The organism is Pseudomonas oryzihabitans, from assembly GCF_001518815.1.
GTDB classification, from domain to species: Bacteria; Pseudomonadota; Gammaproteobacteria; order Pseudomonadales; family Pseudomonadaceae; genus Chryseomonas; species Chryseomonas oryzihabitans_E.
Map to the genome: position 1 here is coordinate 177776 of NZ_CP013987.1, position 24094 is coordinate 201869.

The 24094-nt window shown below is 59.9% G+C and carries 22 protein-coding genes and 1 tRNA gene; 13 read left to right on the plus strand and 10 right to left on the minus strand.

Going from position 1 to position 24094, the window contains the following annotated elements:
* Position 1: 1 nt before the first annotated feature.
* From APT59_RS22010 to APT59_RS22025, 5 genes are read left to right on the plus strand one after another with little or no spacing between them, the layout of a single operon-like run.
* Positions 2 to 1981 (plus strand): hypothetical protein, encoded by a 1980-nt coding sequence (locus tag APT59_RS22010; protein ID WP_156428918.1) that lies wholly within the window; start codon positions 2 to 4, stop codon positions 1979 to 1981.
* The gene (locus APT59_RS22330) at positions 1982 to 2791 is read left to right on the plus strand and encodes a hypothetical protein (protein WP_156428919.1); all 810 of its coding nucleotides are present in this window, start codon (positions 1982 to 1984) and stop codon (positions 2789 to 2791) included.
* Positions 2792 to 2794: 3 nt separating this feature from the next.
* Complete coding sequence (locus APT59_RS22015) at positions 2795 to 3964, plus strand: ABC transporter ATP-binding protein (protein ID WP_082696257.1); 1170 nt, start codon at positions 2795 to 2797, stop codon at positions 3962 to 3964.
* 16 nt (positions 3965 to 3980) lie between these two features.
* A complete protein-coding gene (locus APT59_RS22020; protein ID WP_082696258.1) occupies positions 3981 to 4544 on the plus strand; it encodes a class I SAM-dependent methyltransferase in 564 nt (187 codons plus the stop codon).
* 35 nt (positions 4545 to 4579) lie between these two features.
* Entirely contained in the window at positions 4580 to 5455 is an 876-nt protein-coding gene (locus APT59_RS22025) for a glycosyltransferase (RefSeq protein WP_167348549.1), read from the plus strand.
* Between the two features lie 374 nt (positions 5456 to 5829).
* Here the strand turns inward: APT59_RS22025 and APT59_RS00840 are convergent.
* A tRNA-Thr gene (locus tag APT59_RS00840) sits at positions 5830 to 5905 on the minus strand.
* 118 nt (positions 5906 to 6023) lie between these two features.
* Between APT59_RS00840 and APT59_RS00845 the strand changes: the two genes are divergently transcribed.
* Positions 6024 to 6368, plus strand: a complete 345-nt coding sequence (locus APT59_RS00845) for a hypothetical protein (RefSeq protein ID WP_059313124.1) — start codon at positions 6024 to 6026, stop codon at positions 6366 to 6368.
* 58 nt (positions 6369 to 6426) lie between these two features.
* Here the strand turns inward: APT59_RS00845 and betA are convergent, their stop codons facing one another.
* The 3 genes from betA to betI form a co-directional block, all read right to left on the minus strand.
* Positions 6427 to 8169 (minus strand): choline dehydrogenase, encoded by a 1743-nt coding sequence (gene betA / locus APT59_RS00850; RefSeq protein WP_059313125.1) that lies wholly within the window; start codon positions 8167 to 8169, stop codon positions 6427 to 6429.
* Between the two features lie 90 nt (positions 8170 to 8259).
* A complete protein-coding gene (gene betB / locus APT59_RS00855) occupies positions 8260 to 9732 on the minus strand; it encodes a betaine-aldehyde dehydrogenase (RefSeq protein ID WP_059313126.1) in 1473 nt (490 codons plus the stop codon).
* Positions 9733 to 10017: 285 nt separating this feature from the next.
* Positions 10018 to 10605, minus strand: a complete 588-nt coding sequence (betI, locus tag APT59_RS00860; RefSeq protein WP_059313127.1) for a transcriptional regulator BetI — start codon at positions 10603 to 10605, stop codon at positions 10018 to 10020.
* A 192-nt stretch (positions 10606 to 10797) separates the two neighbouring features.
* On the opposite strand from betI, the gene APT59_RS00865 reads away from it, so the two are divergent.
* The 3 genes from APT59_RS00865 to APT59_RS00875 all read left to right on the plus strand — a co-directional run bounded on the left by APT59_RS00865 (position 10798) and on the right by APT59_RS00875 (position 14608).
* Positions 10798 to 11208 carry a winged helix-turn-helix transcriptional regulator gene (locus APT59_RS00865; protein ID WP_059313128.1) on the plus strand — a complete coding sequence of 137 codons (411 nt, stop codon included), beginning with the start codon at positions 10798 to 10800 and terminating at the stop codon, positions 11206 to 11208.
* Positions 11192 to 12190, plus strand: a complete 999-nt coding sequence (locus APT59_RS00870; protein WP_059313129.1) for an LLM class flavin-dependent oxidoreductase — start codon at positions 11192 to 11194, stop codon at positions 12188 to 12190. The genes APT59_RS00865 and APT59_RS00870 overlap by 17 nt, the downstream gene beginning before the upstream one ends.
* Before the next feature lie 258 nt (positions 12191 to 12448).
* Entirely contained in the window at positions 12449 to 14608 is a 2160-nt protein-coding gene (locus APT59_RS00875; RefSeq protein WP_059313130.1) for an ATP-binding protein, read from the plus strand.
* A gap of 99 nt (positions 14609 to 14707) precedes the next feature.
* Here APT59_RS00875 and nfsB read toward each other — a convergent pair whose 3' ends face one another.
* Genes nfsB through APT59_RS00890 form a run of 3 tightly spaced genes read right to left on the minus strand, consistent with a single transcriptional unit; the run spans position 14708 to position 17532 of the window.
* Complete coding sequence (gene nfsB, locus APT59_RS00880) at positions 14708 to 15358, minus strand: oxygen-insensitive NAD(P)H nitroreductase (RefSeq protein WP_059313131.1); 651 nt, start codon at positions 15356 to 15358, stop codon at positions 14708 to 14710.
* A gap of 18 nt (positions 15359 to 15376) precedes the next feature.
* Complete coding sequence (locus tag APT59_RS00885; protein ID WP_059313132.1) at positions 15377 to 16525, minus strand: L-dopachrome tautomerase-related protein; 1149 nt, start codon at positions 16523 to 16525, stop codon at positions 15377 to 15379.
* The gene (locus tag APT59_RS00890; protein ID WP_059313133.1) at positions 16525 to 17532 is read right to left on the minus strand and encodes a zinc-binding alcohol dehydrogenase family protein; all 1008 of its coding nucleotides are present in this window, start codon (positions 17530 to 17532) and stop codon (positions 16525 to 16527) included. The genes APT59_RS00885 and APT59_RS00890 overlap by 1 nt, the downstream gene beginning before the upstream one ends.
* A 104-nt stretch (positions 17533 to 17636) precedes the next feature.
* Here APT59_RS00890 and APT59_RS00895 point away from each other — a divergent pair, with 104 nt between their 5' ends.
* Positions 17637 to 18545, plus strand: coding sequence for a LysR family transcriptional regulator (locus APT59_RS00895; protein ID WP_059313134.1), 909 nt, complete (start codon positions 17637 to 17639; stop codon positions 18543 to 18545).
* Positions 18546 to 18592: 47 nt separating this feature from the next.
* On the opposite strand, the gene APT59_RS00900 is transcribed toward APT59_RS00895, so the two are convergent.
* Positions 18593 to 19009: an organic hydroperoxide resistance protein gene (locus APT59_RS00900; RefSeq protein WP_059313135.1), complete on the minus strand. Its 417-nt coding sequence runs from the start codon at positions 19007 to 19009 to the stop codon at positions 18593 to 18595.
* 144 nt (positions 19010 to 19153) lie between these two features.
* The gene (locus tag APT59_RS00905; protein ID WP_059313136.1) at positions 19154 to 19588 is read right to left on the minus strand and encodes a MarR family winged helix-turn-helix transcriptional regulator; all 435 of its coding nucleotides are present in this window, start codon (positions 19586 to 19588) and stop codon (positions 19154 to 19156) included.
* A gap of 87 nt (positions 19589 to 19675) precedes the next feature.
* On the opposite strand from APT59_RS00905, the gene APT59_RS00910 reads away from it, so the two are divergent.
* Complete coding sequence (locus tag APT59_RS00910; RefSeq protein WP_059313137.1) at positions 19676 to 21193, plus strand: sigma-54-dependent transcriptional regulator; 1518 nt, start codon at positions 19676 to 19678, stop codon at positions 21191 to 21193.
* A gap of 18 nt (positions 21194 to 21211) precedes the next feature.
* Here the strand turns inward: APT59_RS00910 and poxB are convergent, their stop codons facing one another.
* Complete coding sequence (poxB, locus tag APT59_RS00915) at positions 21212 to 22936, minus strand: ubiquinone-dependent pyruvate dehydrogenase (RefSeq protein WP_059313138.1); 1725 nt, start codon at positions 22934 to 22936, stop codon at positions 21212 to 21214.
* Between the two features lie 189 nt (positions 22937 to 23125).
* On the opposite strand from poxB, the gene APT59_RS00920 reads away from it, so the two are divergent.
* The gene (locus tag APT59_RS00920; protein ID WP_059313139.1) at positions 23126 to 23530 is read left to right on the plus strand and encodes a DUF350 domain-containing protein; all 405 of its coding nucleotides are present in this window, start codon (positions 23126 to 23128) and stop codon (positions 23528 to 23530) included.
* Positions 23531 to 23539: 9 nt separating this feature from the next.
* Positions 23540 to 24094 carry a DUF1190 domain-containing protein gene (locus tag APT59_RS00925; protein WP_059313140.1) on the plus strand — a complete coding sequence of 185 codons (555 nt, stop codon included), beginning with the start codon at positions 23540 to 23542 and terminating at the stop codon, positions 24092 to 24094.

Here is a 24094-nt window from a genome sequence, read left to right on the forward strand (position 1 = left end):
TGTGCATTCTACTTTAAATAGAAAGGTTGCAAATTACTTAACCAGCGAGCTTTCTATTCAGCCGAATGATCTTGTCATCTTTTCGGCATGTGATTCAGCGTATGTTCAATACGCCGTTCCGTTGATTAAGAGTTTGGATATTTTCTCTCCAGGGTTTCACTTCATTTTGCACGTCGTAAATCCGACCGAGCAGGTTTTGACTAAGCTTTCTAAGCTTTCTTGTGAGTTGAACCGTACTGCATTGAGTGTTACCTATGAGAAAGTGGATCTAGAGGGTAGATCAGAGGAAAGTCAAAAAACATATTATGCATGTGCAAGATTTATTCGATTGTCTGAGCTCTTGGAATCGTCTTCTAATGAATATTTGGTGCTAGACGCAGATTCATTGTTTATAAATTCCATTGACAGAGATTTCACAGACAAGCAAGTGGCCGAGATTTGTATTAGGCGCCGTGATCAAACCGATACTGATGTCCCTATGCATTTAGCCGTAGCAACTGGAACACTATGGTGCCAATCCACGCTGCAAGTTAGATCACTAATAAATGAAATTGCAAGCTCAATAGAGGATGCTTTCAATAGTCATGAGGAAAAGTGGTTTCTCGATCAAGTATCGTTTTCTACTGCTATGTATAAAAATAAGAAAAAGCTATCTGTTTATAATATAAAGTCCAAGTACGCGGACTGGTCCTTTAATGAGGAGTCTATAATTTGGGCTGCGAAAGGCGAAATTAAAAATAATGACCTGAGATTCAAGGCGCTTCAGAATATTCTATTAGACACGCCTGCCGATCAGCTGATTGGTCGAAAGCTGCTTAGTCAGCTAAACTTTAAAAAGAATAAAAACCTAAGTTTCGAATCTATTCGGGTATCCGCTCGTCTTCCATTGGTTGCTTCAGTGATTTTGCCTCGTCTGGACTTACCTTGGAAGCAACCTTCTGGCGATGTCAGAACAGCAAACAATATAAGCGCTGATACGGTAAATCTTCGTCTTAACTGGAAAGAATTTACTGTTTATCTTGGCTATTTTCTGGAGAAGGTTGGCATCCTTGTCGAAACTATTGAGATTCCGGCATGGGAAATAAATTCTTCGTATGTAGATAGCTTGGCAGTTGATTTGGTGTTCGTACCGCACCGCTGCGCAGACGAGTTCGAAAATTGTAGAACACCTGTATTCTTTTATATGCAGGAGTTCTTTAGATGGGTCTTTACGGTAGATAGAAGTGGTTGGAGCGCGGCATCAAGTCGCTATCCGTTCCATGCAGCTACAACATCATCCGTTCATGATCAATCCAAGGTATATGATAGCTATAAAGCGCGATTGCAAGACAATAATTTAGCTTCTAAATTTTCACAACATGCGCGATTAACAGCGGATTCAATACTGCAAAATAATCTGCTTTCCAGACAAGACTTTATCTTTTTTCCACTGCAAATTCCTCACGATCAGTCCATTACTAAATTCTCTGACTACAGTGAGTTGGAAGTTTTAGAAGCCGTGGTTGCCTGGTGCAGAAAAGTTGGCAAATCGCTGATCATCAAAGAGCATCCTGCTAATCGTAAAAGTGCTGATGCCTTCAAAGCTCTTTATCAGGGCGATGGTGTGTACTGGAGTGATCTGCATGTTTACGATCTCATAGAATACTGTGAAGCTGTCTTTACTATAAATAGCGGTGTCGGACTTGAAGCGTTATTTTTTAATAAGCCTGTTATAACGTTCGGACGAGTAGAGTACGACTGTGTTACTCATCATGCTACGCCTGGCTCCATTCAGCTCGCGTGGGAGGCTGCAAAAAGCGAACCCTCAATACAACGTCTTAAAAGAATTAAAGCCTTTATGAATGAGTTTTTCGATGATTATGCGGTTGACCTTTCACGTCTGGACCAGGCCTTTCCGCGGTTGGAAACTTTGGCACATGAAGCAAAGTGTGTTGCGCAAAATTACGTAAGTTCTGAATCTTTTAAAAGTCAGGTGTATTAAATGGCTTTTCCTAAAAGTATTGACGCGTGTTTTGAAATATTACGCCAAGCATGGATGTTAGCAATTCATGACAAAAAAGCGGAGCTGAGAACGTCTAAACTAGCCTTGGTCTGGCCACTGCTTTATCCCGTTTGTTATACGGTGCTTTTTGTTCTAGTAAAGCCCATATTTGGCTCAGGCGCTGCTACTAATGGGTGGGAATTCGCTCTTTTTATTTTTACCGGATTTAGCCTCTGGCAAGGTTGGTTTGAGGGGTTCAAGTGGCAACTGGATGCCGTTCGAAAAAACAAAGGACTGCTTTCGCGCACGGATTTGCGTATAGAGTCCTTATTTTTGTGGGGGGTTATAGTCGGTTTATTCGATCTGTTCCCTAGACTTTTAATAATTTTATTGGCGGCTTCACTTCTAGATACTTCAAGTATTTTTGCTGTCATCTGCTTTCTTATGATCTCGTTAGTTTTGTTAGTCAATGGCGCGTTGATCGGCTTTGTAATACAGCCATTTTCTACCTTGATGCAAGATATAGGAAAATCAATTCAAGCTATCTCCTTGGCATTAATAATGACTGGGGGGGTCTTTTTCCATTTTTCTAGCGCCGCTTTGAGCAGTCAAGAATGGGTACCGTATTTGCTATGTTTAAATCCCGTAGCGCCACTACTCAATTATGCACGTACTATCATTGGCTTGGATCAATATCATTTTTCCTATGCCGTGGATGTTTGGGTGATTATTACCATTCTCCTACTTGTTCTTCAGTTCTATCTCGCTAGAAAAATTTTGCCGATATTGTTGGAGCGTACGGGAGCCTGATGCATGAACGATGTTTTGCTAAATGTGGATCAGGTAGGAAAAAAATACTCGCGCTCCTTGCAGAGCTCTATTAAATACGGTGTCCGTGACGTTCTGAGTGAGATGACCCATACACGAGATGGCTCTGTCTTGCGGGAGAATGAGTTCTGGGCACTGAAAAATATAAACTTCAGCTTAAAAAGAGGCGAATGCTTAGCGCTTCTCGGTACGAATGGAGCTGGTAAGTCAACGCTATTGAAGGTTTTAGCTGGCAGTTTATTGCCGGACACCGGGAAAGTCGAAAAGCGCGGGCGAATGGAAAGGCTAATCGAGCTATCTGCAGGCTTTAAACCTACATTGACTGGGCGTGAGAATGTCCAACTTAAAGGGAGGCTGATTGGTTTTTCGAAAAGCGAGCTTAAAAGGAGAATGGACGAAATTGTAGACTTTGCAGAGCTTGAAGATAGCTTTGACATGCCGGTGCAGTTCTATAGCTCCGGTATGAAGTCACGTCTGGGCTTCGCGCTGTCTGTCGCTATGGAGCCAGATATACTGTTGATCGATGAGGTTCTGGCTGTTGGTGATTTAGGCTTTCGTATGAAGTGCTACTCTAGAGTAGATGAGATGCGAAAGAATTCTGCGGTAATCTTGGTATCGCATAGTATCAACCATGTTTCTAGAATGGCCACCTCTGGATTGGTGCTCCATAAAGGTAATGTGGTACAACAAGGCGATCCGCAAGAAGCCATTAAAAAGTATCAAGAGCTTTCTGGCGTTAGCCGTCCCCAAAAAGAGATAAGTTACAATCCTCAGTTTGTTGAATTCACTATATTTAATGAAGTTGGACCGCTGTTGGATGATGGTGAAATACATCATGAATCCTCTATTTTTATAAGAGGAAAAAATTACAGCGATGAGTCCGTCTTTATTCATGCTATTGTCCACCAATCAGCGGGGGCGGCTATCGCTGATTGGACGTCCAGACGCTCAGGTTTCAAAGTGCCGAGCGGCGCAAGTTTCAAAGTGGCTCTGGGCAGACTAGGTCTTTGTCCAGGTTACTATCACCTCGTGCTAGTCGGTATGAATGAGCAGGGGGAGCAAAAGTTTTTAAGTAAACCCTATCGATTTAGGGCCATGGGTGATTACTTTAGCAGTATTCCATTCCAACCTAGCGCTGAATGGAGCTTCGAATAACCTTGGAGGTGAAATTATGGACAGAGATTCTATACAGGCGGAATACTATCAAGTATTGCATGATACAAATACCGCATTTCAAAATAATAATTGGCTGCTTGAAGAGCTGGATGCTATAAATTCGTTGGGCTCAGAGTCGCTCGTCGAGCTGGCTTGTGGAAATGGATTATTTTTAGCAGAGGCTGCTAGCCACTGGAAAGTTGTTTCAGGCGTCGACTGGGCCAGATCTCCGAATATAACAAAGGTTTTGGATAGCCATTCAAATGTGCGCTTTTTCCAAGCTGATATTCGTGAGTGGACACCTGATCAAACATACGACTTAGTCGTATCTGCTGACTTTCTCGAGCATCTAAACTTAAAGGATGTGAAAGAGCTTATTCCTCGGCTTGATTCTCTGGGGAAAATAAATTACCACAAGATCGCTTGTTACGATGATGGTCATTCGCATCTTTCTATATTGGCTGCCGATGTATGGTTGAATCTGTTCAGAGATCTCACCGGCAAGGACTATAATATAGTCTACCAAGTAGCTCGAAAAGGAAGGGAAGAGAATCAAGTTGTGGTCATAAGCAATAGATAATCCGTCCAAATTTCCTCGGCGTTGGAGTCTCAAGTGTGAACATTTTCACTCGAATCGAGTCCGTAAGAATCTTTGTTGCAAGCACACCATCAGAATGGTTGCCATTAAAGGTCTTAGAGTACTCTATTCGTTTGCATTCCTCACTCGACGTCGAGGTGTATCCAATCTATGAGTACAAAAAAGCCGTACCTATCCCTAAAAACTCTCGTAACAAAGCGCGCACTCCTTTTTCCTATCAACGATTCCTAATTCCCGAAATATGTGATTATCAAGGTAAGGCTATTTACCTTGATTCTGACATGTTGGTGTTCTCGGATATATCCAGAATTTGGAATGCTAATTTCGAAGGGCATCAACTGCTGACGGTGGGTGATACGTTAAATGGTAGAAAAAGTCAGTTCAGTGTAATGCTTTTAAATTGCGATGCGCTAGGATGGAATATTGAGAATATAATTGATTCCATGGATAGTGGATTACTCAGCTATCAAGAGCTTATGTATGAAATGAGCATCGTAGAATCGATTGGGTACGGCTTACCTCCAGAGTGGAACTGCCTAGAGAGGTTTGACCAGTCTACTTGTCTTCTTCATTATACAGATATGCATACCCAGCCTTGGATATCGGCGGAAAATAAGCTAGGGCACTTATGGATGCAGGCTCTCAAGTCAGCTATCAATGCTGACTTTATTTCGCATGTTGATTTAGAAAGAGAAATAAGTTTAGGGCATGTACGCCCATCCTTAGTCGCCCAGCTAGATGCGGGTATTGATCTATCGGCAGACTTGCCGCCTGCTATATGCAAGCTGGACAAGGGATTTTTAGCTCCCTATAAACGCCTGGGTCCGTCTAAGTGGAAGAAATTGGTTGATAAGATAGAAAGTGTGAAGAAGACTCTTAATATCTCAAGCTAATTAGAAATACCTGCATCAATTCTTATCTTGATCGGTGGGCTTAGTCAGATCGAATTTGTTAAAAAATCCATAACTTTAAATGATCGATGCAGATAGTTAATTTACCTGTAGTTTTGCGATATAAGCTGCTTGCATAATAAGGAGTTATAGCGCAATGGGGCATGCCGTTGTTTCCGAATTAGGGCTTATCAAGTAGAGCTGAAACCCTACCTCCGCCTAATAGATGGCGTCGCTAAAACGAATTTGATTCTGTTGAATTACTGGAGGATTGGCGAGTGACGGCCTAAATCCCTTTGGAGCTAGGCACGGCGATGAGCTTACTAGGGCTGCTGTAGGTAGCAGGTCCGCTAGGCTTTGAGGGGCGTGATTTAAGATGGTGCCGGCACCAGGAGTCGAACCCGGGACCTACTGATTACAAGTCAGTTGCTCTACCAGCTGAGCTATACCGGCAAGGGGGAGGCCATTATAGCCATGGAAAAGCTCTTGTAAACCGAGGATGTGCACAGGTTAAGGCTAGCGTAAGCCAGCCGAGGCTAAAATAGGGCAAAAAGCTTGCAAGGAGCCACTGATGAGAACGAAGACCCTGGCCGTGCTGGCCGCTGCGCTGGCTGGCTGCACCAGTCAGGCGAACCTTGAGCGCAATCCACCGATGGAGCTGCGTACCGGCAAGAGCGCCGACGACTATCGAGCCTGTCTGGTCGCCAAGCTGGAAAAGGGTGGCCGCCATGTGGAGGTGCAATCCCAAGGCAGCGGGCAGCGCGTGCTGGTAGACAGCAAGGTGCCGCCGGCCACGGCAGCTGTTATCGATATCGGTTCCGCATCGCGTGGCACGCGCATCGCGTTGCGTGAGCAGATGGCCAACAACCCTCTGCGACCGCGGGATGTGCTCGTGGCCGTCAAAGACTGCCTCTAAAACCGGATCAATGAAAAAGGGCGCCTAGGCGCCCTTTTTCATGACCGGCTGCGGACTATTAGGCAGCCGGTTGGTCACGACGCTGCGGAACCGGCTCGGCGGCGCGCTGGCCGTTGACGTCACGCAGCGGGGTACCCCGTACCGGCGCGCCGTTGGCGACGTAGTAGGCGGCGTTGCTGCGCGGCAGCGGAGCGCGACCACGGATTTTGTCGGCGATCTTCTCGGCGATCATGATGGTCGGGGCGTTGAGATTGCCCGTCGCGATGATCGGCATGATGGAGGCGTCTACCACGCGCAGGCCTTCCAGCCCGTGCACGCGACCGGCGCCATCGACCACCGCCATGTCGTCGGTACCCATCTTGTTGGAGCAGGACGGGTGGTAGGCGGTCTCGGCGTGGGAGCGCACGAAGGCGTCCAGCTGGGCATCAGTCACGCAGTCGCGGCCTGGGTTGATCTCTTCGCCACGATAGGGGTCCAGCGCCGGTTGCTGCATGATCTCGCGGGTCAGGCGGATGCCGTCGCGGAATTCTCGCCAGTCCTGCTCGGTGCTCATGTAGTTGAACAGGATGCTCGGATGCTGGCGCGGATCGCGCGAGGTCAGTTCGATGCGACCGCGGCTGGGCGAGCGCATGGAGCCGACGTGGGCCTGGAAGCCATGGGCCTCGATGGCGTTGGTGCCGTTGTAATTGATGGCGATCGGCAGGAAGTGGTACTGGATGTTGGGCCAGTCGAACTCTTCGCTGGAGCGGATGAAACCGCCCGCCTCGAAGTGGTTGCTGGCGCCCAGGCCGGTGCCCTTGAGCATCCACTCCAGGCCGATCTGCGGCTGGTTGTACCACTTCAGCGCCGGGTACAGCGAGACCGGCTGCTTGCACTCGTACTGCAGGTACATTTCCAGGTGGTCCTGCAGATTCTGGCCGACGCCGGGCAGGTCATGGACGACCGGGATGTCGAAGCGACGCAGCAGCGGCGCGGGGCCAACGCCGGAGCGCTGCAGGATCTGCGGCGAGGCGATGGCGCCAGCACAGAGCAGGACTTCACGACGGGCGCGCACGGTGATGGCTTCCAGGGAATCGCCCTTCATGTAGGCGACGCCATTGGCGCGCTTGCCCTCGAAGAGGATGCGATCGGTGGTGGCGTGGGTGACGATGGTCAGGTTCGGGCGACCCTTGGCCTGGTCCAGGTAGCCACGGGCGGTGCTGGAGCGCCTGCCGTTCGGGGTGACGAAGCGGTCCATCGGACCGAAGCCTTCCTGCTGGTAGCCGTTGAGGTCTTCGGTGCGCGGATAACCCGCCTGGACACCGGCTTCGACCATGGCTTCGAACAAGGGATTGGTGTCTGGCTTGGCGGTAGTCACCGACACCGGGCCCTCGCCGCCGTGCCAGTCGTTGGCTCCGGCATCGCGCTTCTCGGCCTTGCGGAAGTAGGGCAGGCAGTCGAGGTAGGTCCAGTCGTCCAGGCCATCGAGTTGCGCCCAGTTGTCGTAGTCCAGGGCGTTGCCGCGGATGTAGCACATGCCGTTGATCAGCGAAGAGCCGCCCAGGCCCTTGCCGCGGCCGCATTCCATCCGGCGATTGTCCATGTGCGGCTCAGGCTCGGTCTGGTAGGCCCAGTTGTACTGCTTGCCCTGCAGCGGATAGGCCAGGGCGGCTGGCATCTGGGTGCGGAAGTCCAGGCGGTAGTCGGGGCCGCCGGCTTCCAGCAGCAGGACGCTGACGTCCTTGTCCTCGGTCAGCCGGGTGGCCAGGACGTTGCCGGCCGAGCCGGCGCCTATGACGATGTAATCGAATTCGTGTGCCATGAAAAAGTCTCCTCCTGACGGCGGGTGGGGTCTGGCCCCAGCCCCGGGCCCCCTCCAGCGGAGAGGGGAGAAAAGCGCTGCCTGAGCGGCTTAGAAGATCGAGGCGTAGTCGCCCAACTCGACCTGCACCGACTTGATGCGGGTGTAGTGGCCGAGGGTGGTGAGGCCGTTTTCGCGACCGACGCCGGAGTGCTTATAGCCACCCACCGGCATCTCGGCGGGGGACTCGCCCCAGGTGTTGATCCAGCAGATGCCGGCTTCCAGGCGATGGATCATGCGGTGGGCGCGGGCCAGGTCACGGGTGACCACGCCGGCGGCCAGGCCGTACTCGGTGTCGTTGGCGCGGCGTACCACTTCGTCCTCGTCGGCATAGGCGAGGATGCTCATGACCGGGCCGAAGATCTCTTCGCGGGCGATGGCCATGTCGTCACGGCAATCGGTGAAGACGGTGGGGGTGACGAAGTTGCCCTTGGCCAGTTCGCCCTGGGTGACGCGCTCGCCACCAATGAGCAGGCGGGCGCCTTCGGCCTGGCCTTGGGCGATGTAGCCCAGCACCTTTTCCATGTGCGGGGTGCTGACCAGCGGACCAAAGTTGGTCTCGGCGGCCAGGGGATCGCCCAGCTTGATGCGCTTGACCCGCTCCACCACCTTGGCCTCGAAGTCGGCCTTGAGCGCCTGGGGCACGAAGACTCGGGTGCCATTGGTGCAGACCTGGCCGGAGCTGAAGAAGTTGGCCATGACGGCGATGTCGGCGGCGCGATCCAGGTCAGCGTCATCGCAGACGATCAGCGGCGACTTGCCACCCAGTTCCATGGTGACTTCCTTGAGCGTCGAGCCGGCGGCGCTGGCCATGACCTTCTTGCCGGTGGCGACACCGCCGGTAAAGGAGATCTTCTCGATGCCGGGATGCTCGGTCAGGGCCACGCCCACCTCGGGACCGACGCCATTGACCACGTTGAAGACGCCATCGGGCAGGCCGGCTTCGGTGTAGATCTCGGCCAGCTTCAGCGCGGTCAGTGGGGTGACTTCGCTGGGCTTGAAGATCATGGCGTTGCCCGCGGCCAGGGCCGGGGCGGACTTCCACAGGGCGATCTGGATCGGGTAGTTCCAGGCACCGATGCCGGCGACCACGCCCAGGGGTTCGCGGCGGGTATAGACGAAGGAAGTCTCGCGCAGCGGGATTTGCTCGCCTTCCAGGGCGGGGACGAGCCCGGCGTAGTACTCGAGCACGTCGGCGCCGGTGACGATGTCCACGGCCTGGGTTTCGGACAGGGCCTTGCCGGTGTCCAGGGTTTCCAGCAGGGCCAGCTCGTCGTTGCGTGCGCGGAGGATGTCCACGGCCTTGCGCAGGATGCGCGAGCGCTGCATGGCGGTCATCGCGGCCCAGACCTTCTGGCCTTCGGCAGCGGCTGCCACCGCCTTGTCCACGTCGGCGCGGCTGGCGCTCTGCACCACGGCAAGCACCTCGCCGGTAGCGGGATTCAGGGTTTCGAAGGTGGCGCCACCGGTGGCGGCGACGTAGCGGCCACCAATGTACAGCTGCTGTTCGGCGAAACGGGCCATGGACGATCTCCCAAGACGGGGCGGGCGCCGTGGCACCCGCAAGGAACACAGGGGGAGCGAAAGAAGGGCTCTTTGCTCCAGCGATGAATCCAGTCTACTTAATTTTTATTGAACGTTCAATCAATGAAAAATTCATGGTCGAGGCGAGACGAGCCAAGGGGCCGCCTAGAGCGGATCGGTCCGGGGCGGGTGATTAGCCAGGGGGAGAGGAGGGAGGTTGGGGAGGGAGCAGCTGAAGACGCCCCGTCGGTGCTGACCGGCAGGGCGGGGGCGATCAGGTGAGCGTCAGGCCTTGGCCAGTTGCAGGTCCAGGTAGTCGTAGGCGATCTGTAGGGCCTGCTGGGTGTTGAAGGCGTCACCGGAGAGGGCGCCGCGCAGCCAGAGTCCGTCGATGATGGCGGCCAGGCCGCGAGCGGCGGCGCGAGCCTGATCGCGCGGCAGCAGGCGCCGGAATTGCCAGCAGAGGTTGGAATACAGGCGCAGGTCGTTGATGCGCTGCAGGCGGCGCAGGTTGGGCTGATGCATGCTGGTGGCCCAGAAGGCCAGCCAGGTCTTCATGGCTGGTCCGCTGACCTGGGTGTCATCGAAGTTGCCCTGGATGATGGCGCGCAGGTTGGCGGCGGGATCGTCCCCGGGCAGCGCCGCGCGGCGCTCGCGCACGGCCTGGCGCAGGGCATTCATCAGATGCCGCATGGTGGCTTCGAGCAGGCCGTTCTTGTCTTGGAAGTAGTGGCTGATGATGCCGTTGGAGACACCGGCCTTGCGGGCGATGAAGGCGATACTGGCGTCGCCCATGCCAACTTCGTCGACGGCTTCGAGGGTCGCGGCGATGAGCTGCGAACGGCGGATGGGCTGCATCCCGACCTTGGGCACGGAGCATCTCCTGAACAGAGGAAAGAGTCTCCGAGGGTAACTATTTTTTATTGAACGTTCAATCAATAAAAACGGTCACGACCTCCTGGATTGTGCCTTGGCCGGAGCAGCAGTACCAGCCCTGACAGGTGGTTACTTTTAATAACCGCCCAGAAGGCGTAGGCTGGAGTCAGTTCTGCTTCGAGGATCGCCATGGACGCCGTGGTCAGTCGTATCTCCAGTCGTCGCCGCCTGCATGCCCATGCCTGTCCGATCAGGGACGTGCTGGATCGGATCGGTGATGCCTGGTCCTTGCTCACGCTCTTCACTTTGGAAGCCGGCCCGTTGCGCTTCAATGAATTGCGTCGTCGGGTCGACGGCATTTCCCAGCGCATGCTCAGCGTGACCTTGCGTCAGCTGGAGCGCGACGGCCTGGTGTCCCGCACGGTGACCCCGACCAAGCCGCCCCAGGTGGAATACGCGCTCACCGCCCTGGGCCAAAGCCTGATGGTGCCGGTGGGTGCCCTGGCCGCCTGGGCCGCCGCGAAGCAGCCTCTCATTCAGCGCCACAGGGCGGCCTACGATCAGGCCGCCGAGGAGATCCCTGATGACCCGTCTCTCTAAGACCGCCCTATCGGTCCTTGACCTCGCTCCCATCCGCGACGATGGCGACGCCGCCCAGGCGCTGCACAACGCGCTGGACCTGGCGCGCCATGTCGAACAGCTCGGGTTCTCCCGCTACTGGGTCGCCGAACACCACAACATGGACGGTATCGCCAGCTCGGCGACCGCCGTGCTGCTGGGCTATCTAGCCGGTGGCACCAGCACCCTGCGCCTGGGTTCGGGTGGGATCATGCTGCCCAACCACGCGCCGCTGGTGGTGGCCGAGCAGTTCGGCACCCTGGCCTCGTTGTATCCGGGCCGTATCGAACTCGGTCTGGGTCGCGCACCGGGTTCGGATCAGCGCACCGCCTATGCCCTGCGCCGTGATCGCCTGGGCAGTTCCGACGACTTCCCGCGGGACGTGGAGGAGCTGCAGCACTACTTCGGGCCACAGCAACCGGGGCAGGGCGTGATCGCCATGCCGGGCGCGGGCACCGAGGTGCCGATCTGGCTGCTGGGGTCGAGCCTGTTCAGTGCCCAGCTGGCCGCGGCCAAGGGCTTGCCCTATGCCTTCGCTTCGCACTTCGCACCACGTTATGTGCACGAGGCGATCCGCCTGTACCGCGAAAACTTCAAGCCATCCGAGGTCCTCGACCGGCCCTATGTGATGCTCGGCGTGCCCCTGGTGGCCGCCGACAGCGACGATGAGGCCAACTACCTGGCTACCACCGTCTACCAGCGCATCCTGGCCCTGTTCCGCGGTGACAGCCTGCGCCTGCAACCACCGGTACGCAGCATGGAGGGCGTCTGGTTGCCGCACGAGAAGGAGTCGGTATCGAGCTTCCTCGGCATGGCGGTGATCGGTGGCCCGGACAAGGTCCGTGAGCGTCTGGAGCTGCTGCTGGAGAAGACCGACGCCGACGAGCTGATCTTTACCTGCGACGTCTACGAGCAAGCGGATCGCTTGCAGGCGTTCTCGATCCTGGCGGATCTGAAGGGTTAAGGCGCTCGAGGTCTTTTCAACGTCGCGGTTGGTACGGCGGTGCGCGCTCTCGCACCGCCGCCGCCGAGGCGGTTCCTGACGGACCACTCTCCAGTTTCATCCGCTCCCCGGTCCCACGCAGCAGGCGCTTTATCGCAAAAGCCTGACTTTGCTGGAACCCCATCATAAGAAACCGTGCCTGTAGCTTTATACATAAAGCCTGGCGGTTGGTACGTCGTTATTCGATCGACGCCCTTGTCAGGCAAGGATCGGTTACTGATGTCTTCTGTGCACGTACTCCTTCGTCAACGAACGGCACTGGCAAAGTTTGGGGAGCTTGCACTCAAGGGAAACGACCTTGATGAAATCCTCCATCAAGCCTGTCACCTCGTCAGTGAGGCGCTGGATACACCGCTGGCGAAGGTCATGGAGCTCCAGGCCGATGGTAGGAATCTCCTTGTCCGCAGTGGCGTCGGTTGGAAACCCGGCGTAGTCGGGCACGAGCTCGTGCCCGCTAAAGAGCGTTCGTCCGAAGGTTTCGCGCTACAAACGGGTGAGCCGGTGGTATCGACGGATATCACCGCCGAGGATCGTTTCGATTACCCGCAGTTCTTGAAGGATCACGGCGTGCGGGCGCTGGTGAACGTCATCATCCTGGGGCCGGAAGGCCAGCCGCCCTTTGGCTTGCTGGAGGTGGATAGCCCTGTCGAGCGTGAATTCTCACCAGACGACATCGACTTCCTGCGAACCTACGCCAACCTGCTGGGGGCGACCGTGGATCGCCTCAATAAAGTCCAGGCGCTCGAGCATTCCGAAGCCGAGTTGCGTGAGCGCGAGGCCCAGTATTGCGCCGCGACCGTCCTCAATCCGCAGATTCCCTGGACAGCCGATGCGCAAGGATTCATCGATTCCTTCGATGACCGCTGGCTGACGCTTACCGGCCGTTCTCGTGAGGAGCTGTTGGGCGAAGGTTGGTTGCAGGTGCCTCATCCTGACTACCGGGAGCGTATGCAACAGGCCTGGCGACACTCCCTGGCAACTGGCGCCGCCTACGATATTCGAACCTGTCTCCAGACGGCCAGCGGCGGCTACGGCTGGTACCGCGTCAGGGCCTTCGCTCAAACGGACGAACAGGGCCGGCGTCAGCGCTGGTACGGCACCATCGAAGATATTCAGGAGCGAATGGATCTCGAGTCGGCGCTGGTCCATTGGAACGAGACGCTGGAAGAGCGGGTACGTGACCGCACCGCAGCCTTGGAGCAGGAGCAAGCAGAGCGGGCGGTCACGGAGGAGAAGCTGCGCCAGAGCCAGAAGATGGAAGCGGTCGGCCAGCTCACGGGCGGGATCGCGCATGACTTCAACAACATGTTGGCCGGGGTGATTTCCAGTCTGGAATTACTGCAGCTACGTATCGCCAGAGGCCGTTTGGATGATCTGGACCGCTACATCATCCTGGCCTTGACCTCTGCGAATCGCGCCGCAGGCCTTACGCACCGGCTTCTGGCCTTTTCTCGTCAGCAGCGCCTCGAGCCAAAGAACCTGCAAGCCAGTCTGCTGGTCAGCGAACTGGAGGATCTGATCCGGCGCACGGTCGGGCCCGGGATCCGTTTTGAAATCCTGATCGGAGACACGGGCGTCATCCATTGCGATCCCAATCAACTCGAAAATGCGCTGCTGAATCTCGCCATCAATGCACGCGATGCGATGCCGGACGGCGGGGTACTGACCCTTGAAACGAAACGGGTGTCAGTCGAGCCCCACTACGGCGAGCTGAGGGATCTGCCAATAGGCGACTATCTCAAGATCAGCCTGACCGATACCGGTATCGGCATGTCGCCGGACACCGTGGCGCGGGTCTTCGAACCCTTCTTCACGACCAAGCCACTGGGGGAAGGCACCGGGCTGGGTCTGTCCATGGTCTTTGGCTTCATGGAGCAGTCCGGCGGGCAGATCCGGGTGCATAGTCAGCTGGGCGCAGGCACCTCTGTCAGCCTGTTTTTCCCCAGGGGCAGCAAGGGCATCGAACAGATCGATGAGTTGGCCAATGCCGAGCCCGATGCCTGCCCTACTGGTAATGGCGAACGGGTCCTGGTGGTCGATGACGAGCCGGTGGTTCGCAAGACCATGGCGGCCGCCCTGAAAGAGCTTGGTTACCAGGTGATGGAGGCGGCAGATGGCGCCTCGGCGCTTGCCAGGTTCAAGGCGTCGCCGGATATTCAGGTGTTGGTGACCGACATCGGCTTGGCGGGTGGAATGACCGGCAAGGTCCTGTACAGCCAATTGATCGCCTTGGATCCCCAGCTCCGGGTGCTGTTCGTCAGCGGCTTTGCCGGCCCGCTGTTCGAAGAGGGCCTGCCAAGCCAGGCGCTGTTGCTGTCCAAGCCGTTCACGATGAATGAGTTCAGTCGCTGCGTAAGCCAGCTGGTTCGCTCGCCATGAATACAGCCGCGGTTGAGATCATTGCCTTGGCGGGTAGTGCGCCAGGTGAAGGACGCCTGTGCTGCGCCCTTTCCTGACAGTTACCAGACTGCCTCGGCTTCAATCGAGGAAGGTGAAGACCTGCTCGCGGGTCAGGCGCGACTTGGGCAGGGCGGCGTTGAAATCACTTTCGCCACGATAGCCCAGGCCCACTACCACCAGCGCGGTGTAACCCTGTTCGCGCAGGTCCAGTTCCTGGTCCAGGCTGTTGGCGTCGAAGCCTTCCATGGGGGTGGCATCGATGCCCAGCGCGGCAGCGCCGAGCAGTAGGGTGCCTAGCGCCAGGTAGGTCTGCTTCTCCATCCAGTGCTGCACATCCTGGCGCTCATGACGATGCAGGTCGACGAAGTGACGGCGGGTACCGTCCTGGGTGGCGCGCGCTTCGGGCTTGGCGAAGCGGCCGTCCTGGGCTTCCTGCTCCAGCACCTGGGCCAGATGGCCTTCGGTCATCTCCAGGCGGGTGCAGAGCACGATGACGTGGGAGGCCGGCAGCACCTTGGGTTCGTTGTAGGGGCTCTGCATGCCACGGGCGACGCGCGCCTTGGCCTCGGCGCTGGCGGCGACCACGAAGTGCCAGGGCTGGGAGTTGACCGAGGAAGGCGCCTGTCGCAGCAGCTCCAGCAGTTCCTCGACCTGTTCGGCCGGGATGCTGCGGGAGCCGTCGAAGGCCTTGGTGGTGTAACGGGTACGGGCGATCTGGGACAGCTGCATGGATAACTCCTGATCGGATCAGTGGGTGGGGGCAGGCTGGGCGTCGATCTTGACGCGGAACAGGCTGTAGGGCTTCTCGCGCAGGTCCTGGCCACCGTGGAACTTGGCCTGGCGATGGAGCTGGTTGGCGGTGAAATAGAGATAGCCGTCCGGGCCGATGCTGAAGGTATCGGGCCAGAGCACACGCGGATCGTGGACCAGGGTCTTCCAGCTGCCATCGGCCTGGCGCTGGCGCACGGCATTGTGCTCGTAGTCACCGGCATAGACGTGGCCCTGGGCATCGGCTTCGAGGCCGTCGGAAGCGCCTTTCTCGCCGAGATCCTGCACCCCGGCGCGCACCTGGGCCTCGCTGGCGCTGGGGTCGCGCAGCAGGGCGGTGGGCACGGCATAGAGGTGCCGACTGGACAGGGGGCTGAAGTAGAGGGTGCCGCCGTCCGGCGACAGGGCGATGCCATCGCTGGCGATGGCCGGGCGGACCTTGCTGCCATCGGGACGCTGCATCAGCAACGGCTCGCCTTCCACCACCGGCACGAAGCTGGGATCGACATTGGCCTGGGGCGCACCGGTCAGGCGGCGCTGCGCCTGCCCGGTGGCGAGGTCGAGGATGATCAGCCCGCCTGGAGGTGCCGAATCGGTGACATAGGCCACCCCGGCGCGACCGACGCGAAAGTCGATGCGCACATCGTTGACGTAGCTGTTGGGTTCGAGCACCGAGGCGGGGAAGACCAGGGTCCTGGCGACCTTGTTGGTCTTGAGGTCGATGGCCACCAGCTTGACGCCACCGGCCTTGGGCGGAGCGAAGCCGGGGGCGGCGGTGTCCAGCACCCAGAGGTGCCCGCGCCCATCGGCGACCACGCTCTGCACGCTGATGAAGCCCTTGCCCGGCTGGCCAGGGGTTTCCACGTTGAGCGCGGCGTCCGGGTAGGGGATGGCCTTGCCGTCCTTGAGTTCGGCGACGGTGAAGGGCACCTCGTCGCCCCAGCGCGGATAGTTGACGAAGATCCGGCCGGTCTCACTGACGGTGACCCCGGTGGGCATGGCGTCGCGGAAGGCGAAGACCTGCTCCAGCTGGCCGAGCGTGCGCTCCTGTGGCAGCGGCGCCGCCTGGGTGGTCAGGCTACCCATCGCCAGGGCGACGGCGAGGGTCAGGGCGGAGAGCCTGGCCATCAGAAGCCCTCCAGTACGAGCTTGCCGCGGGCCTGGTGGCTTTCCAGCTGGGCATGGGCACGGCGCAGGTTGGCGGCATCGATACGGCCCAGGTGTTCACCCAGGGTGGTCTTGAGCGTGCCCTGGTCGATCAGCTCGGCCACGCGTTCGAGGATCTCGTGCTGGCGCACCTTGTCCGGAGTCTGGAACAGCGAGCGGGTGAACATCAGCTCCCAGTGCAGCGACAGCGACTTGGCCTTCATCGGCACCACGTCCAGCTGCGCCGGATCGTCGATCACGCCGAGACGGCCCTGGGGCCGCAGGACATCCACCAGCTGGGTGAAGTGCTCATCGGTATGGGTGAGGCTGGCCACCAGGGTCACGCCGTCCAGGCCCAGGGCTTCGAGCTGGGGGCGCAGCGGCTGGTGGTGATCGATGACATGGTGGGCGCCGAGGGTACGTACCCAGTCCTGGGTTTCCTGTCGCGAGGCGGTGCCGATCACGGTCAGCTCGGTGAGCTGACGGGCCAGCTGGACCAGCACCGAGCCGACGCCACCCGCGGCGCCCATCACCAGCAGCTGTTGACCCGCACCACCGCCCTCGGTCGCGCCCAGGCGATCGAACAGCAGCTCCCAGGCAGTGATGGCGGTCAGCGGCAGCGCCGCGGCCTGGGCGTGATCCAGGCTTTTGGGCTTGTGGCCGGCCAGGTGTTCATCCACCAGGTGCAGTTCGCTGTTGCAGCCGGGGCGGAACAGCTCGCCGGCATAGTAGACCTCGTCACCCACGGCGAAGCGGCTGACGGCGCTGCCTACGGCGCGAACCACGCCGGAGACGTCCCAGCCAAGCACCTTGGAGTCGCGCTGCACCAGGCCCTGGCGCACCTTGGTATCCACCGGATTGACCGACACGGCGCGGACCTCTACCAGCAGGTCATGGGCCTCGGGTGTGGGATCGGGCAGCACGGCGTCCTGCAGGGCGCGGGGATCGCTGGCGGGCAGGGTGGCGTCACCGTGGATGATGGCTTTCATGGGCGGATTCCTTTGTACGATGAGAAACGTGAGGCCATGGTCGTCTTCATTGTCGGTCGGAAAAAGCGGCAGAATCGGATAGCACCTTCACTGCAGGAAAGAAAATGATCCGCTTCGACGACCTCGGCCTCTTCGTGCGCTCCGCCGCCCTGGGCAGCTTTTCCCGCGCTGCCCGCGAGGCAGACCTCTTGCCAGGTCAGGTGAGTGCCGCCATCGGGCGGCTGGAGCGGGAGCTGGGCATTCGCCTGTTCGCTCGCTCGACGCGCAGCCTGAGGCTCACCGCCGAGGGCGAGGCCTATCTGCCCTATGCCCGGGAGGTGCTGGAGACCTTGCGCGAGGGACGCGAGCGGCTGCAGGGGGAAAGCCCCGAGCTGCGCGGGGTGCTGCAGGTGGCGGCGCCTTCGGATCTGGGGCGCAATCTCTTGCTGCCCTGGCTGGCGGAATTTCGCCAGCGGCATCCCGGCCTGACCCTCAGGCTCTACGTCTCGGATCAGCAGGCCGATGTCTATCGCGATCCGGTGGACATCGCCATCCGCTATGGCCGCAGCCAGGATGACAGCCTGGTCGCCCTGCCACTGGCGCCCGACAATCATCGCCTGCTGGCCGCGGCGCCGGCCTACCTGGCGCGCCATGGCGCGCCAGGTAGGCTGGATGACCTGGTCGAGCATGCCTGCCTGCTCTACCAGCTGCATGGTCGCACCTATGACAAATGGAGCTTTCCGCTGGCCGAAGGTGGCCAGCGGCAAGTCGGTGTCAGCGGGCCGCTGCAGAGCGATGATGCCGAGGTGGTGCGGCGCTGGGCGGTGGCCGGGGAGGGCATCGTCTACAAGTCCTGGCTGGACATGCGCGACGATCTCGAGACCGGGCGGCTGGTGCGGGTGCTGCCCGACCAGCTTGGCGAACCCCTGCCGTTGCAGCTGTTCTGTCCACACCGGCGCCAGTTCTCGCCGGCAGTCCGGCAACTGCATGGCTGGCTGGCGGAACGCTTCGCGGGCCTGACGGGCCAGCCATAGAAAAGGGCGCGTCCCCGAGGAGGCGCGCCCTTGGACGTTCCCCGGTGTCAGGCCAGGGTCAGACGCACGTCCACGTTGCTGCGGGTGGCGTTGGAGTAGGGGCACACCTGGTGGGCTTTCTCGACCAGGTCCTCGGCCACCGCGCGCTCCAGGCCCGGCAGGCTGATGGTCAGCTCGACGTCTAGAGCGAAGCCGGTGGGGATCGGGCCGATGCCGACTTGGGCGGTCACGCTGACGTCAGCCGGTACGGCGATCTTTTCCTTGGCACCCACGAACTTGAGCGCGCCGATGAAGCAGGCCGAGTAGCCGGCGGCGAAGAGTTGCTCGGGGTTGGTGCCGGCACCACCGGCGCCGCCCAGCTCCTTGGGCGTGGACAGCTGCACGTCCAGGGCCTTGTCGCTGCTGATGGAACGGCCGTCACGGCCACCGGTGCTGGTTGCAGACGCGGTATAGAGGATGTTCATGGCGTGCTCCTGTTTAGGTATTGCGATAACTGTTTGGCCGGACGTTGACCGTGAGAACCGACAAGGTATGGACTTAAGTTATCGCGATACCTGTTATCGCGCAAATATATTTTCAGGAGCAGGCGACCAGTGGCAGTGAGCCGGTTAGCGCGTCAGCTTGGCGCGTAGTGCCATCAGGTGTTCGCGCAGCTCGCACATCTGGGCATCTCCCAGCGCACAGTAGCCGCTAATGGTCCCGTTGATCTCCCGTGCCCGCTCTCGCAGGGCACGGCCGCCCTCGGTGAGTTCGATGGACAAGTTGCGTTCGTCTTCGGCATTGCGTTGCCGGGTTACGTAGCCCTCGGCCTCCAGGCGCTTGAGCACCGGGGTCAGGGCGCCCGAGTCCTGGTGCAGACGGCGCGCCAGCTCCTTGAGCGGCAGGTGATCGTTTTCCCAGAGCACCAGCATCATCAGGTACTGCGGGTAGGTCAGGCCCACCTCTTCGAGCAGCGGCTTGTACACCTTGGTCATGGCCAGGGAGGTCGAGTACAGCGCGAAGCACAGCTGCTGATCGAGAAGAAGGGGGTCTTTGGTGGTCATGGCGGTCCCGCCTCGGTAAATGAGAAGTGATTCTACCCCGAGCATTTGGGTAGCATTAGCCTTTCGCTTTCAGACCCTGCGGTTTCCATGCGTATCCATGTCTCCTTCATCGATCGGGTCGGCATCACCCAGGAAGTCCTGGCGTTGCTCGGTGCCCGCAATCTCAACCTCGATGCCGTGGAGATGGTGCCGCCCAACGTCTACATCGACGCGCCGACCCTGAGCGCGGCGGTGTTAGAGGAATTGCGCGCCGCCCTGCTGACCGTGGTGGGGGTCGAGGCGGTCCGGGTGGTGGACATCCTGCCCGGCCAGCGTCGCAGCCTGCAGCTCGATGCCCTGCTTGCCGCCATGGCCGATCCGGTGCTGGCGGTGGACGGCGAAGGCCGCATCCTGCTGGCCAATCCGGCCTTCGCCGCGCTGGCCGGCGAGGGTGCCGGCACGACCCTCGCCGACCTCTTCAATGACAGCGAGTTGCCAGCCGAGCTGCTGGCCCAGGGCTTTCGTCTGCCCCTGCGCGAGGTAGTACTGCGCGGCCAGGCCCTGTTGCTGGACGCCACCCCCATCGGCGAGCCGGTAGGCGGGCTGGCCGGGGGGCTCCTGACGCTCTATGCACCCAGCCGCATCGGCGGTCGGCTGTCAGCGCTACGCCATGACACCCCCGAGGGCTTCGATTCCCTGCTGGGCGATTGCGCGGCCATCCGTACGCTCAAGGCCCGGGCCCAGCGCCTGGCGGCCCTGGAAGCCCCGCTGTTGATCCTGGGTGAGACCGGCACTGGCAAGGAGCTCGTCGCGCGGGCCTGTCATGCCGCCAGTGCCCGGCGCGATGCGCCCTTTCTCGCCCTGAACTGCGCCGCCCTGCCGGAGAGCCTGGCCGAGAGCGAACTGTTCGGCTATGCCCCGGGCGCCTTCACCGGTGCGCAACGTGGCGGCAAGCCGGGTCTGCTGGAGCTGGCCGACCAGGGCACGGTGTTTCTCGACGAGGTCGGCGAGATGTCGCCCTATCTGCAGGCCAAGCTGCTGCGGTTTCTTTCCGACGGCACCTTCCGCCGCGTCGGTGGGGCCCACGAGAGCCAGGTCAACGTACGCATCCTGGCTGCGACTCACCGCGACCTGCAGGCCATGGTGGCCGCGGGAAGCTTTCGCGAAGACCTCTTCTATCGTCTCAATGTGCTCAGCCTGCAGGTCCCGGCGCTGCGCGAGCGCGGCCAGGACATCCTGCTGCTGGCACGGCACTTCCTGCAGCAGGCCTGTGCCCAGATCGGCCGGCCGCCGTGCCGCCTGGCACCGGCCACCTACGGTGTGCTGGTGGGCAATGCCTGGCCAGGCAACGTTCGCCAGTTGCAGAACATCCTCTTTCGCGCCGCCGCCATCAGCGAAAGCGGCCAAATCGATGTCGAGGACCTGGATCTGGCCGGTACTGCAATGGCCGGGCAGCTGGAAACCGAGGTCAGCACCCTGGAAGCCGCCGTCCAGGGCTACGAGGCGGCGCTGCTGGAACGGCTCTATCCGCAGTATCCGTCCAGCCGCCAGCTGGCCGCACGCCTGCAGGCCTCCCATTCGGCCATTGCCATGCGGCTGCGGCGTTACGGGATCCCGCGGCGCTGAGCGCCGCAGGCGCCTGGATCAACGCAGCACGTTGGTCTTGGCCAGATCCACGACTTCGCTGCCACGGCCACTCATCACCGCGCGCAGCATGTAGAGACTGAAACCCTTGGCCTGGGCGGCCTCGATCTTCGGTGGCAGCGACAGCTCCTGCTTGGCGATGCGCACGTCCACCAGCGCCGGGCCGGGGTGGGCGAAGGCCTCTTCCAGGGTGGCGTCGAGCAGACTGGCCGATTCCACCTTCCAGCCGCGCACGCCGCATGCCTCGGCCACCCGGGCGAAATCGACCTCACCCAGATCGGTGGTCTCGTCGATCATGCCGGCGGCCTTCATCTCCATGGCGACGAAGCCCAGGGTGGCGTTGTCGTAGACGATGACCTTGACCGGTAGCTTTTCGCTGGCGAGGGTCGCCAGTTCGCCCAGCAGCATGGACAGCCCACCGTCCCCCGCCAGGGCGACCACCTGGCGCCCGGGATAGGCCGCTTGCAGGCCCATGGCCTGGGGCAGGGCGTTGGCCATGGAGCCGTGGCTGAAGGAGCCGGCCAGCTTACGTTCGAAGTTCATCGCCAGGTAACGCGCGGCCCACACCGTGGGGGTGCCGACGTCGCAGGTAAAGAGGGCGTCCGCTGCGGCCAGTTCGCTGACCCGGGTGGTGAGGTACTGCGGATGCAGGGGTTCACCGTCGGCGGTGGCGGTGGCCAGCTCGTCCAGCTCGGCGCGGGTCTTGCGATAGTGCTGCTGGGCCTTTTCCAGGAAGCGGCTGTGGCTGTTGGGCTTGAGCCGCGGCAACAGGGCGTCCAGGGTGGCGCGGACATCACCCACCAGGCCTTTGAGCAGGGGGGTGCGCACGCCCAGATGAGCCCCGCGTATGTCGATCTGCACCACCCGGCCATGGTCCGGGAAGAAGTTGCGATAGGGGAGGTTGCTGCCCAGCATCAGCAGCAGGTCGCATTCCTTGAGCGCGTGATAGCCGGACGAAAAGCCGATCAGCCCGGTCATGCCCACGCCATAGGGATTCGAATACTCGATATGGGCCTTGCCGCGTAGCGCATGAACCACCGGTGCCTGCAGCCGCTCGGCCAGGGCGACCACCTGGGCATGGGCACCGGCGCAACCGGCGCCGCAGAGCAGGGTGATGCGCTTTTCGCCGGCCAGGAGTTCGGCCAGAGCGTCCAGCTCGGCCTCCGGCGGGACCACCACCGGACGCACCGGCTCGCTCCACTGGGCCTGCTTGATCGGTGCCTCGGCCAGGGCCACGTCGCCCGGGATCACCACCACCGACACCGAGCGATTGAGGATGGCCGAGCGCATGGCGGTTTCCAGGATGCGCGGCAGCTGCTCGGGATGGGACACCACCTCGCAGAAGTCGCTGCAATCACGGAACAGGCGCTCCGGGTGGGTCTCCTGGAAATAGCCAAGGCCGATCTCGCTGGAGGGAATCTGGGCGGCGATGGCCAGGACCGGCGCACCGCTGCGCTGGGCGTCGAACAGGCCGTTGATCAGGTGCAGATTGCCCGGACCGCAGGAGCCGGCGCAGACCGCCAGGCGTCCGCTGGTGTCGGCGGCGGCACTGGCCGCGAAGGCAGCGGCTTCCTCATGACGCACGCCACGCCAGCGGATGCGATCACGCGTGCGCAGGCTTTCGGTGAGGCCGTTGAGCGAATCGCCCGGCAAGCCCCAGATGGTATCCACACCAGCGGCTTCGAGGGTGGCGACGAGCAGATCGGCAACGGTTTTCACAGCCATGACAAAGACTCCAGGCAAGGGTGGGGGAGGGCAAAGCCGCTTGGCAGAGGTCTTGTTGTGCCTTCTTGGTCCGACGAAGCGGGGCGGAAGTTCGCGACCGTCTCGGCGTTTCACCCGGTGAGCGGTAGGTGTGCGACCTGCAGGCGCGGTGATAATTGCGCTCGGCTTATCTCGACAAGGAGCGTCTTCGTGCTGTCCGCCTATCTCAGCGGGTTTCCCGCGTTTCTGCTCTACCTGTTGCTGTCCCTGGCCCTGCTTGGGCTGTTCTGCGTGCTCTACACCTGGCTCACGCCGCACCGCGAGTGGCAGCTGATTCGCGCCGACGTGCCCGCCGCGGCCCTGGCTTTCGGTGGCAGCATGCTTGGCTTCGTGTTACCCCTGGCCGGTGCCATGCGGGTGGCGGTGAGCCTGACCGACTTCCTGCTCTGGGCGGTCATCGCCCTGGTCACCCAGTTGCTGGCGTTCCAACTGCTGCGCCTGGGCCTGCCCGGGTTGCCGCAGCGGCTGGCGGCCAACGAGATGGCCAGCGGCATTTTCACCGCCTGCTTCGCCATTGCCGTGGGCGTACTCAACGCCGCTGCCATTACGGGGTGAGGGCGGGCCATGAAACGCAGCAAGTGCCTGCATCTGGTATTACTCGGCGCCTCTCCGCTGATCATGACCGGCTGCAATGACAAGCCGGAAACTGGTTTCCTGTATCGGGACCCGCTCGATTGCCAGAGCGGCGGCCTGTTCAAAGCCGGCTTATGCGAACAGGAATATGCCCGGGTGCTGGCGTTGCACCGGCAGATCGCACCGCGCTATACCACCCAGGCCGATTGCGAGGCGGACTTCGGCAGCGCACGCTGCCAGGGGGTTGATCAGGTATCAGGTGCCTATGCGCCGCTCCTATCTGGTTACCTGCTGGGTACGGTGCCGGTCAGCGCCACGGGCTCACAAGGCCAGCGGCTAGACTGGCTGGAGCAGCGTTTCCCTAGCGAACCGCTTTATCAGGGGCTGGGTGACGACCATTTGCGGAGTAACTGCAACGAATACGTCGGCCGCCGCTCGGGGCCGCTGTTGGTCAGCAATGCCCTGACCCGGATAAGGCCTGCGCCCCATGTCCAGCGGGGTGGCTTCGGTCTCAAGGCATCGGCGCTCTGCTCCCAGGGAGGCTAA

Bases quoted from the DNA above. Each gene is read 5' to 3' on its own strand.
- APT59_RS00910 (WP_059313137.1), top strand. From the start codon at position 19,676: ATGCGTATCCATGTCTCCTTCATCGATCGGGTCGGCATCACCCAGGAA.
- betB (WP_059313126.1), bottom strand. From the start codon at position 9,732: ATGGCCCGTTTCGCCGAACAGCAGCTGTACATTGGTGGCCGCTACGTC.
- APT59_RS00900 (WP_059313135.1), bottom strand. From the start codon at position 19,009: ATGAACATCCTCTATACCGCGTCTGCAACCAGCACCGGTGGCCGTGAC.
- APT59_RS00925 (WP_059313140.1), top strand. From the start codon at position 23,540: ATGAAACGCAGCAAGTGCCTGCATCTGGTATTACTCGGCGCCTCTCCG.
- APT59_RS00865 (WP_059313128.1), top strand. From the start codon at position 10,798: ATGGACGCCGTGGTCAGTCGTATCTCCAGTCGTCGCCGCCTGCATGCC.
- APT59_RS22330 (WP_156428919.1), top strand. From the start codon at position 1,982: ATGGCTTTTCCTAAAAGTATTGACGCGTGTTTTGAAATATTACGCCAA.
- APT59_RS22015 (WP_082696257.1), top strand. From the start codon at position 2,795: ATGAACGATGTTTTGCTAAATGTGGATCAGGTAGGAAAAAAATACTCG.
- betA (WP_059313125.1), bottom strand. From the start codon at position 8,169: ATGGCACACGAATTCGATTACATCGTCATAGGCGCCGGCTCGGCCGGC.
- APT59_RS00845 (WP_059313124.1), top strand. From the start codon at position 6,024: ATGAGAACGAAGACCCTGGCCGTGCTGGCCGCTGCGCTGGCTGGCTGC.
- APT59_RS22020 (WP_082696258.1), top strand. From the start codon at position 3,981: ATGGACAGAGATTCTATACAGGCGGAATACTATCAAGTATTGCATGAT.
- nfsB (WP_059313131.1), bottom strand. From the start codon at position 15,358: ATGCAGCTGTCCCAGATCGCCCGTACCCGTTACACCACCAAGGCCTTC.
- APT59_RS00885 (WP_059313132.1), bottom strand. From the start codon at position 16,525: ATGGCCAGGCTCTCCGCCCTGACCCTCGCCGTCGCCCTGGCGATGGGT.
- APT59_RS00905 (WP_059313136.1), bottom strand. From the start codon at position 19,588: ATGACCACCAAAGACCCCCTTCTTCTCGATCAGCAGCTGTGCTTCGCG.
- APT59_RS00870 (WP_059313129.1), top strand. From the start codon at position 11,192: ATGACCCGTCTCTCTAAGACCGCCCTATCGGTCCTTGACCTCGCTCCC.
- APT59_RS00875 (WP_059313130.1), top strand. From the start codon at position 12,449: ATGTCTTCTGTGCACGTACTCCTTCGTCAACGAACGGCACTGGCAAAG.
- poxB (WP_059313138.1), bottom strand. From the start codon at position 22,936: ATGGCTGTGAAAACCGTTGCCGATCTGCTCGTCGCCACCCTCGAAGCC.
- APT59_RS00895 (WP_059313134.1), top strand. From the start codon at position 17,637: ATGATCCGCTTCGACGACCTCGGCCTCTTCGTGCGCTCCGCCGCCCTG.
- APT59_RS00890 (WP_059313133.1), bottom strand. From the start codon at position 17,532: ATGAAAGCCATCATCCACGGTGACGCCACCCTGCCCGCCAGCGATCCC.